General features: G+C 68.7%; 5 protein-coding genes and 1 pseudogene. 4 read left to right on the forward strand and 2 right to left on the reverse strand.

All coding sequences use genetic code 11. The annotated features are described in order from the left end of the window. Positions 1 to 181 precede the first annotated feature (181 nt). The 3 genes and pseudogenes from ABZ656_RS54525 to cynS all read left to right on the forward strand — a co-directional run. Positions 182 to 687 (forward strand): annotated as a pseudogene (locus ABZ656_RS54525) (transposase family protein); the annotation flags it as partial. Positions 688 to 794: 107 nt separating this feature from the next. Beyond that, a complete protein-coding gene (locus tag ABZ656_RS54530; protein WP_360279711.1) occupies positions 795 to 983 on the forward strand; it encodes a hypothetical protein in 189 nt (62 codons plus the stop codon). A 52-nt stretch (positions 984 to 1,035) separates the two neighbouring features. Continuing rightward, positions 1,036 to 1,470, forward strand: a complete 435-nt coding sequence (gene cynS / locus ABZ656_RS54535) for a cyanase (protein ID WP_101408731.1) — start codon at positions 1,036 to 1,038, stop codon at positions 1,468 to 1,470. Positions 1,471 to 1,881: 411 nt separating this feature from the next. Here the strand turns inward: cynS and ABZ656_RS54540 are convergent, their stop codons facing one another. After that, the gene (locus ABZ656_RS54540; protein ID WP_101408686.1) at positions 1,882 to 5,991 is read right to left on the reverse strand and encodes a carboxypeptidase regulatory-like domain-containing protein; all 4,110 of its coding nucleotides are present in this window, start codon (positions 5,989 to 5,991) and stop codon (positions 1,882 to 1,884) included. Positions 5,992 to 6,575: 584 nt separating this feature from the next. Here ABZ656_RS54540 and ABZ656_RS54545 point away from each other — a divergent pair. Further along, positions 6,576 to 7,610, forward strand: coding sequence for a helix-turn-helix transcriptional regulator (locus ABZ656_RS54545; RefSeq protein ID WP_101408685.1), 1,035 nt, complete (start codon positions 6,576 to 6,578; stop codon positions 7,608 to 7,610). Between the two features lie 16 nt (positions 7,611 to 7,626). On the opposite strand, the gene ABZ656_RS54550 is transcribed toward ABZ656_RS54545, so the two are convergent. Then, on the reverse strand, positions 7,627 to 7,956 hold a 330-nt coding region (locus tag ABZ656_RS54550; protein WP_360279708.1), incomplete at its 5' end, for a transposase.

Here is a 7,956-nt window from a genome sequence, read left to right on the forward strand (position 1 = left end):
ACCACGGCACACCAACTCGCCGCGATCGCCGGGCACGACCCCACCCTCCCCTAATCCCCACCAAGATCGACGAGTTATTGATCGGCAGGCCCCTGGCCGCACGGCCTTGTCCAAGCGTATCTTCACCGGCCTCCAGCCGCGGCGGCTCGGCAAACTCGTCGTCGAGTTCGCCGGTGCCTGGATGGCAGCTGAGGAGTCCCGGCTGCGAGAACGTCGAGGTCACGAGCGTATGCGCGCGCCCGGGGCGGGCCCGGACCACGAGCTGGTGTTCGTCGACCGCGTCGTCGTCACCCTGGTGGCGCTGCGCTTCCAACTCCCGCACGCGGCCCTGGCGGAGCTCTATCGGGTAGACCGCTCCACGGTCACCCGTGCGATCCGCGAGATCCGTCCGCTGCTGGCGGCCCGCGGCTTCGCCGTCCCCGGCCACCCGACCTGCGACTTCGTACCCTGGCGGACGTCTTCGCCTATGCCGCCGCCGAGGGCGTCGAGCTGCGCATTGACGGCACCGAGGTCCAGGTCCGCCGCCCGCGCGCGAACAAGCCGGGCCGTCGCGCGTACGTCTCGGGCAAGAAGAAGATGAACACCAAGAAGGCGACCGTCGTCACCGACGGCGAGGGACGCACGCTGTGGGCCGGGGCGTTCCGCCCCGGCCGCATGCACGACCAGAGGTCGACGCCCCGCCGTGATGCCTCTCGGTCAGCGATCCTGCGCCAGGGCAAGGAGTTCAGCGAACAAGCCGCTCACTCGTCCTCCAACTGCGCAAGCGCGGCGTCTCGCAGGTACTTCTGGCAGGGATGGCCGCCAACCTGTGCGTCGAGGGCCACCTGCGCGAACTCGTCGAGCAGGGCTTCGAGGTGGTCGTCGTCCGCGACGCCACGGCCGGCCCCGGCTCCCCGAAGGCGACGGCTACCTCTCCGCCCTCATCAACTTCCGCTACCTGGCCGCCGCGACGTGGACGACGGCCGAGGCCGTCGAGGCGCTGACAGGGTCGCTGACACCCTCAACCCACATCAAGGAGACCGCTTCGTGAACAGGATGACGCTGACCGAACAGATCATTGAGACGAGGATCAGGAAGGGCATCACCTGGGCTGATGTCGCGCGTGAACTGGGCACGGGCAAGGAGTGGGTGACCGCCGCCTGTCTCGGCCAGATGACCTTCTCGAAGGACCAGGCGGAGAAGGTCGTCGGGATCTTCGATCTGCCCGTCGAGGCCGTCGCCGTCCTCCAGACCCCTCCCACGCGCGGGCTGGACGCCGCGGCCATGGCCTCGGATCCGGTGATCCTCCGTCTCCGTGAGATCGTCACGGTCTACGGCCCCACGATCAAGGAACTGATCCACGAGGAGTTCGGCGACGGCATCATGAGCGCCATCGACTTCCGGCTGAGGCTCGACCGACGCGAGGACCCCAAGGGCGACCGGGTCGAACTCGTCCTCAGCGGTAAGTACCTGGCTTACCCGACCGCCTGAACCGAGGCGCGTTCAGTGCGGCGTGTGCACCGGGCTCACGCCGCACTCGCCCTCTCCCGCCGCCGCACGCAAGTGCCGTAGAAGCAAGGCCAGTTCCTGGTGGACCGTACGGTTCCGATGCAGACGCACAAGGCCGCCCGGTACGGCGGCGCCTTGCACAAGGTCCCGGCCCCCGACACGTCCCGACGCTGTTCGGTGTGCGGCTTCATCACGCCCGGCTGCCGGACGGCCAGTCGTCAGGCATACCAAGCATGCCCGGCGAGGTGAGCCCCCGCGTTGCGGAGCGATCCCACGCGAGGATCTGGCCGTACGACGCTTCGAGCGTGCGTTCGCCACCATCTGCTGGTACCCGAAAAGGCCGGGGTGGGCCGGCCCCGTTCGGGAGCGGCCCACCCCGGCTTTCGGCCAGGTCTACTTTCTCTTCAGGGTGAAGTTCTTGGTGACAGTGGACTTCTTCTTGATCGTCACCGTCGCGACGGTCGGCTGGAAGCCGTCCTTGGCGACGATGACGGTGAGCGGGTTGTTGCGGACGTCGAGCCACAGGGCGTATCCGCCGTGGGTGTCCGTCGTCAGCGTGTAGCTCGTGGCCCAGGTGTCGATCTGGACGGTCGCCCCAGCGATCGGCGCGGTGCCGCCGTCAGCGGTGACCCCCAGCACCGTTCCCGTGATCTTGCCCCAGGTGCTGGGCGGGGCGACGTGCATCTCCACGGGGAGCCTGGGCAGGGAGTACGGAGTGTCGGAGCTGACGGACAGCTGGGCGGTGAAGTCGCCCGGCTGGGTTACCTCGGCCACGGAGGCGTCCAGGGTGATCGTCACCTTCGCACTCTTACCAGGTTGGAGGGTGAGCTGCTGCTCGCTCTCGCTCAGCCAGCTGACGTCGCCCGTTTCTCCCTGGTCGTAACCCGGCAGGACCTCCACCGTCGTTGCGGGGGTTGCGAGCGCGACGCCGCCACCGACCTTGAAGAAGCCGAGCGCGCCTCCGCCGCGGTAGGCGGCGGTGTCGGCGTTGGGGAGGGCGGTCCAGGTGCCGGCCTGCGGGTCGAGGGCGAAGCCCTGGTTGGTGATGCTGTTCTGGGTGACGCCACCGGCGGTGACGAGCAGGCCGTTGGCGGAGGTGTACGCGGAGCCCCAGAGGGTGATCGGCAGGTCGGCGACCTGTGACCAGGCGTTGGTGGCGGGGTCGTAGACGTAGGAGTGCTTGACCTCGCTGTTGCCGCTCAGACCGCCGGCGCAGTAGAGCTTGCCGCTGATGCCGGCGCAGGAACTCCAGGAGATCTGCTCCGGGTAGTCGGCCACCGTGGACCAGCTGTCGTCGGCCGGGTCATAGGCGGTGACATCCGTACTGCCGCAGGATTGTGCCCCGCAGCCGCCGACCACGTAGAGCTTGCCGTCGAGCACGGCGTTGCCGGAGCCGGCGTAGGGCTTGGGCGAGGCGGCGCCGGTGGTCCAGGTGTCGCTTCCCGGGTCGTAGATCTCCAGCTTGGAGTCGGGGTCGCCGCCAGGTCCCCAGCCGCCGACGGCGTAGAACTTGCCGTCGATGAAGCCGTGGGCGGGGTCCTCCCGGGTGTCCGCCGCGCCGGCCAGCTTGGTCCAGGTGCCGGCGACCGGATCGAGGACGTACATGTCCTTGGTGTCGGCGCTGCCGTTGAAGCCGAAAGCGGAGTACACCTTCCCGTCGTTGGTGGCGACGGCGTTGTCCATCAGCTTCACGGGCAGGTCAGCCGCTGCCTCCCAGGCGTCACCGGCGGCTCCCGGGGCCACCTTGGCGCTGCTGCCTGCGGCGGACGCGGCGGCCTTGCTCGACAGCGGGGAGTAGGTGCCCTTGACCAGTTTCAGCGGGGCGCCGCCCGCGGACTCGATGCTGAATCCGCCGGGCTGTTCGCCCAGTTTGACGGTGGCGGCCGCCGTGCCGGTGTTCTTGACCGTCAGGGTCTTGGTGGTCTGCTCGCCCCAGCCGACCGACGCGGTGAGCGAGGTCTTGTCCAGCGTCAGCTGACCGGCGCCGAGTGCGAAGTCCGCGCCGACCGCGCTGTCAGCCCGCACCTTCACCGTCTTGTCGAGCCCGGTGTAGTGCGGCTTCGCCGCGGTGAAGCCGTGGCTGCCGAGGGCGGAGAACAGGGCGTAGACGCCGTCACCCAGGGCGGGGTCGTCGGGGGTGGCGACGGTCACGGTGCTCTGCTTGTTGTCGTCCTTGCTCGTCACGGTGGCGCCGACCAGCCCCGCGGAGGTGTTGGCATCCGTCACGGTGCCGGTGAGCAGACCGCCCGGGAGGGGCGTGGTGTGGCGCTGGCCGATGAAAACGTTGTCGACCTTCCACCACCAGCCGAACGAGCCGGTGAAGTGGAAGCGCAGTTGCACCGATGCCTTGCCGGCGTAGTCGGTCAGCGGGAGTTCGACCTTCTGCGCGCCGTAGGTGGTGTCGGTGGCGGACCAGAGTGTGGTCCAGGTGGCGCCGCCGTCGGTGGTCGCGTCGACGTCCGCGCTCTGGCCCCCCACGGCCCAGTAGTCGTTGGCGAAGGCGATCTCGGGTCCGGAGTTGTCGGTGAAGTCGTACACGGGGCTGAGGAGTTGCGAGTCCTGGTGCGCCGCGCCGCCGTAGTGGTCGCTGTCGGCGATGGCGAAGCCGCCGTCGCCGCCGGTGGTGTTGCCGCGCGAGCCCGGGTCGTCGAAGGCCCAGCCGCCGGTCGTCCCGTCGGCGTTGACCACGCTCCAGTCCTTCGGGGCGGAGTCGGTCGAGTCGAAGGGCTCGGTGGTGCCTTCGTCCCGCACCGAGTAGCCGGCGGGAGCGGCGGGCGCCCACGGGTCGGCCGGTACCGGGATGTTCAGGCTCTGGTCGGAGTCCGCGACGGTGATCTTCTTGGTGGGTGAGGTGTAGCCGGGATAGGCGCTGTTCACGTGCAGGGTGTAGTCGTGGCCCTGGGGCAGCTTCACGTCGAAGGCGCCGGTCAGGGGGTCGGTCCACACCGGGCCGCCGGGGACGCCGTCCGCGGTGATCTTGGCGTAGAGCGGCCAGCCGTGGCCGGAGCCGTCGGTGACCTTGCCGGAGACGGTCCGGCTGGGGACCGGGGTCAGGGCGAAGTTCTTGGTGAGGGTGTCACCGTCGGCGAGGGAGACGCCGGAGGCGGTGCGGGTGGCATAGCCGTAGGCTTCGACGCTGATGTCGTAGCTGCCGACCGGCAGGACGAGCGAGTAGGTCCCGTCGGCAGCGGTGTGCGCGGTGCCGCCGCCCTGGGTGGTGACGGTGGCTCCGGCGACCGGCTTGCCGGTGCTGTCGTCGGTGACGGTGCCGGAGAGCTTCCCGTGCGGGCCGCTGCGGAACGCGGCCAGGCCGTCGGGCGTGCCCAGGCCGGTCGGGCCGTCGTAGCCGGCGCCGGCGGTGCACAGGTACGCGGGGGTGCAGGTGCCGTTGTCGCCGGTGGTCACGTCATGGAGACCGGTCCCGGAGGCGGCGTACGGATAGGAGTTGGGGTACGTACCCGCGACGGGGGTCCCGGCGGCCGCGTACACGCCCGCGATGATCGGTGAGGCGGCGCTGGTGCCGCCGTACACCTGCCAGCCGCCACCGCCGTAGGTCTGGTAGACCGCGACGCCGGTGGCCGGGTCGGAGACGGCGGAGACGTCCGCGACGGTGCGCTTGTCGCATCCGCTGTCCGTCTGGAAGGCCGGCTTGGGCTCGTAGAGGGAGCAGCCGGATCCCGGACCGAAGCCGTCGCGGTTCCAGACCGACTCGGACCAGCCGCGTGCGGTGCCGGCGTCCCGGACCAGTGAGGTGCCGCCGACGGACGTCACGTAGGGGGAGACGGCAGGGTAGGACACCCCGTAGTCGCTGTCGCCCGAGGAGGCGACCACGGCGACACCGGGGTGGTTGTAGTGGGTGTCGTACGTCGTCTCCTGGGGGCTCTCGCCGCTGCCCGGGGTGCTGCTGTAGTTGGTGCCGTAGGAGTTGGAGACGTACTTGGCGCCGAGCGCGACGGCCTGGTCGACGGCCGCTCCGAGGGCCTCGAAGCTCGGCTCGTCCGCCTCGACGAGCAGGATGTGCGCGTTCGGCGCGGCCGCGGAGACCATGTCCAGGTCGAGTGAGATCTCGCCGGCCCAGCCGGCGTCGGGCGTGGGGTAGTCGGTACCGCCGCGCTGGTCGACCTTGGTGAAGCAGCCGTTGGCGGTGGTGCAGGCGGACAGCCCGTACTGCTCGCGGTAGACGGCCAGGTCGGCCTCGGCGCTGGGATCGTCATAGGCGTCGACGATGGCGATGGTCTGGCCCGCACCGCCGTCGGCGGGAAGGCTGTAGGCGCTCTGCAGGTCGGCGGCGCCGTAGCCGCTGGGGGTGACCGAGGCGGCCAGCAGGCCCTTGACGGCCTTGGTGTCGGTGCGGCGCAGGGCGAAGCAGGCAGCCTCGCCCTTCTTGGGGGTGGAGCAGGAGGGTTCGAGGGCGACCTTCTTCTTGGCCGAAGAGGCCGGAGAGGCCGAAGAGACGGACGGCGCCGCCGCGTGGGCCGGTATCTGTATGCCCAGGGCCGTCATTGCGGCGGCGCTCAGGACTGTCAGGCAGGCGGCGGCTCTTCGGCGTAAAGCCGAACCGGTTCTTGCTGAGGTGCGCAAAACGTTACTCCCCAGTTTGCCTTGCAAGGGTCGACTCGTACGCGGTTACCGGTCGACGGAGAATGCGGGTATTCACACTCGCCGGAATCAATTGGCGTACTTCAAGGCGCAAATGACAATAAACTCCGTGTTACATGTACATGTCACGCGTCTTTTTCTGCACAAAATGGGACACGGGCGAATTCCCCGATCCGGGGTCGGAAATAAAACTCCACGCCAACAGGGCCCGCCGCTCAAAAAACGCGTAGGACCATTTCTGCACGGCAATAATTCTCAATCGGCTGCAAACAACCAGGGATTGGGGATCGGGGTGCACACCCTGCGGCGACCACAGGAGTTGTCGGGCCGGAACATGTGGTCAAAACGGATATCACCGCGCCGGTGACCTGTGATTATCCTGGCCTCGGCAGCCGCGCCTGACAAGATCCGCCGACTGCAGACCCGCGCAGTTGCGCACTTGCGTAGCATCGGCGTGAACCTCGTTCCGATCTTCCGAGGAGTCGCAGATGAACGTGTCCTCCTTAGATGAGTTGTGGGTAGGCACCGGCCTGGGCCCTCTCGCCAGGCAGGCACTGGAATACCTGGTCAGCCATCCGGACGCGGACGAGGACGCCGTCGCGGCAGGGATCGGCGTGTCAGCCGCGGCGGCCCGGACCACCCTGCGGACCTTGGAGGCCGAACTCCTGGCCGTACACGTCGGAGAACAGCCCACGTGCTGGAGCGCCAGCCCGCCCCGCTCCTCACTGGGCGCCCTTCTGGCCCGCAAACGACAGGAGTTGGCCAAGGCGGAGCTGTACGCGGAACAACTCCACGAGGTCTATCACTCGGCCCCGGGCCGGCAGATCGCCTCGGACCTCTTCGAGGTCGTCGAGAGCGATGAACAGGTCGGCGCCCGCTATGCGCACCTTCTGCGGGGCAGTCGGCACGAGGTGCTGCATTTCGCGAAGCCGCCGTATGTGACCTCGCGGATCACCCCTGCCGATGCTTCCACCGCGGCGGGCGCCACGGTCCGTGCCGGTGTCCGGCTCCGGTCCGTGTACGACAGCGACGGAATCGGGGACGATGGATGCCTGGAGACGGCCCTCCGGGGCGCCGCAGAAGGGGAGTTGCGGCTCCTGTCCGGACTGCCCATGAAACTGGTCATATTCGACGCCGCCGCGGCGATCATGCCGCTACGAAAGGACGATCCCGCCGCGGGCTCACTCGTCGTACACTCCTCAACGCTGCTGGAAGTACTGACCGCCCTCTTCGAAAGCGTATGGGAGCGTGCGGTGCCCCTCTCGCTGGAAAGCCGGCCCGCTTCGCCTACCGCGAGCGCCGAAGGTCAAGAGGGCGCTCTGCAAAGTCGGACGCGGGACATCCTGCGCCTGATGTCCGCCGGGATGAAGGACGACGCCATCGCGCGCGCCCTGCGGCTCAGTCGCCGGACCGTTCAGACACATATCAGCGATCTGGGCAGACAGTTGGGCGCACGGACCCGCTTCCAGATCGCCCTGCTGGCCCAGGAACGCGGCTGGCTCGGAAACCCGAAGACCTACTGACTTCGGCGTTTTAGGGTCAGTTCGGTCTGTCGAGAGCGAGGCCAGTCCCGGCGAGGAACCCGCCGAGGATGCTGTGCCGGTACTGCAGCGCCTTGAGCCGCCTGCGCAACAGCGTCTCCAGCTCGCTGAGGGCGCGGGCGGCCAGGTTGGCCAGGCTCCGCTTGATATGCGCCCACAGGCCCTCCACCGGGTTGAGCTCGGGCGCGTACCCGGGCAGCAGGACCACCGTCAGCCATTCCCGCTCGGCCACGAGCGCTTTCATCGTCTTGGAGATGTGGGTGTTCAGCCAGTCCCACACCACGATCAGCGGGGCCTTGAGCAGGTGGTGGGCGCCATCCAGCAGATG

Origin of the sequence: Streptomyces sp. NPDC007095 (genome assembly GCF_040634475.1) — a bacterium.
In the GTDB taxonomy this organism is placed as follows: Bacteria; Actinomycetota; Actinomycetes; order Streptomycetales; family Streptomycetaceae; genus Streptomyces.